Source organism: Escherichia sp. AM3 (genome assembly GCF_032029835.1).
GTDB classification, from domain to species: Bacteria; Pseudomonadota; Gammaproteobacteria; order Enterobacterales; family Enterobacteriaceae; genus Escherichia; species Escherichia coli.
Window position 1 is genome coordinate 1 of the sequence record NZ_JAVUPQ010000202.1, and the last position, 2413, is coordinate 2413.

The 2413-nt window shown below is 48.7% G+C and carries 2 protein-coding genes; both read right to left on the bottom strand.

Annotation, left to right across the window (positions count from 1 at the left end; all coding sequences use genetic code 11):
• On the bottom strand, positions 1–737 hold a 737-nt coding region (gene alsC, locus RTW80_RS24070), incomplete at its 3' end, for a D-allose ABC transporter permease (RefSeq protein WP_312720541.1).
• On the bottom strand, positions 716–2248 hold the full coding sequence (gene alsA / locus RTW80_RS24075) for a D-allose ABC transporter ATP-binding protein AlsA (RefSeq protein WP_000235257.1): 1533 nt from the start codon (positions 2246–2248) through the stop codon (positions 716–718). The genes alsC and alsA, both read right to left, overlap by 22 nt.
• Positions 2249–2413: the final 165 nt, after the last annotated feature.

Here is a 2413-nt window from a genome sequence, read left to right on the forward strand (position 1 = left end):
AGTCGTGCAGTTGAGACGACGCCTGCCAGACCTGCACAAACACCGGAGATGATAAACACCACCAGGATGTGGAATTTCACGTCAATCCCGGAATAGAACGCCGAATTTTTGTTGCCGCCCAGTGCGTAGATGTTGCGCCCGAGCCGCATACGCGTTGTCAGAAACCAAAGGATGAGCGCGACAATTAGTGAGAAGATAACGGGGACAGGTATCCCAATTACGCTGGCGGCAAAGAAGTTCACGAAGTCAAATGAGAAGCCGTATACCGAGTTGGCATCGGAGATCACCAGCGTGATCCCACGGAAAATCGCGTTGGTGCCAAGGGTGATGATGAACGGGTGTAGCCCCGTCCAGTTGACCAGGCAGCCGTTGATCGCCCCCAGTGCGCCGCCAACCAGTACACCGCCAATCATCGCTGCGAGAAACGGGTCAACACCTGCCAACATCAGTTTGGCGGTCACCATACCGGAAAGCGCCAGAATCGCGCCAACCGAGAGGTCGATACCAGCGACCAGGATAGCGAAAAACTCGCCCATGCCGATCAATACCGTCACGGAGCTTTGAACAAAAATCTGGGTAATATTATTGGTGGTCAGAAAATATTCTGGTGACAGCGAACCAAAGATGGCGACGATGATCGCCAGGATAAAAAAGGTGCCGTATTTATCCCAGAACAGCGCAAAGTTGAACGGTTTCTTCTCGCTCGCTTCGCTTTTTACTCTTGTGGTAAAGCCCATGCCATAATCTCCTCTTCGCTCATGTCATCGCGATTCGTCAGGATTTGCGTCAGTCGTCCTTCGCAGAACACGGCGATGCGGTCGCAGACGGTGATAATTTCAGGTAGTTCAGATGACACCATCAGGATGACTTTTCCGTCGTCCGCCAGTTGGCGCATCACTTTGTAAATTTCGGCTTTCGCGCCAACGTCGATGCCGCGGGTAGGTTCATCGAAAATAATCACTTCCGGGCAACAGCACAGCCATTTGGAGATCAGGACTTTCTGCTGATTTCCCCCGGAGAGTTCGGTGATATTCTGGTTTACCGAATGACATTTCAGCGCCAGCAGTTCGCGTTGATTTTCAGCGGTACGTTGCTCGTCAACTTCATGAAACAAGCCCATCGCGCCTTTATAGCCGCCGTCTTTCAGACTGCGGCTGATCGCCATGTTCTGAGCGATTGAAAAGTTGGGGAAAAAACCGTTATCCCGGCGGCTTTCAGTGATGTAAGCCATCCCTTTTTTCACGGCATCCAGGGGTGAACGTGGAGAGATATCTTTGCCATTAAGACGGATTTCTCCGCCAGCGCGTTTATCCACGCCAAACAGACAATTCATCAGTTCAGTACGTCCGGAACCGACCAGTCCGGCAAAGCCTAATATTTCTCCCCGGCAGACGCTAAATGAGATATCCCGGACCTTTTTTCTGTCACGACTGGTGACGTTCCGCACCTCAAAAACCGTTTCGTGCGCAAGGTTGCTGACATTCTCCTTCATCGCGTTAAAACGGTTTTGCAGTTCGCGGCCTACCATCAGACGGACGATATCGTCATTTGACACATCGCTTACTATGCCGCTGCAAACGCTGCTGCCGTCTTTCATCACCGTATAGCGGTCGCAAATACGGCGAATTTCCGCCAACTTATGCGAGATATAGACGATGGCCGTACCCTCTTTACGCAACTGATTCATGATCAGAAACAGATAGTCCACCTCTTTATTGGTGAGTGAGGAGGTGGGTTCATCCATGATGATGACTTTGGCATCGAGCATCAGCGTTTTGGCAATTTCTAGCATCTGCTTGTGGCTGATAGATAAATTCGCCACTTTCTCATCTAGATCAACTTTCAAGCCCACGCGTAATAACATCATGGCGGCGCGGACACGCATTTCTCGCCAGTCGATAATATTGACGCCACAGATTTTTTTCGTCAGATGACGACCAATATATAAATTTTCCAGTACGGTTAATTCATCAATAACGCTGAGTTCCTGATAAATAATCCCGATACCGAGTTGTGCCGCTAATTTATGATCCAGCTTGTTATAGCTAATGTTATTAATGGTAATGGTGCCTTTGGTCGGCTCATGTATTCCGGATAAAACTTTCATTAGCGTGGATTTACCCGCGCCATTTTCTCCTAGTAATGCATGTATTTCACCAGGATAAACCGTTAAATTAACCGACTTTAATGCGTGAACCGGACCAAAGGACTTGCCGATCCCCGCCATCGATATATATGGCGTGGCCATAAATAACCTCTCTGCACGAAATATCGTATTATTGCCTGATGGCTACATTTATCAGGTCTACGTTCAGGTTATTTTGTTGGCCGGATAAGACACTTCATTAGCATCATCATCCGGCATCATTCAGTTTTATTGAGTGACCAGGATTGAATCGACCAGTTTAAATTC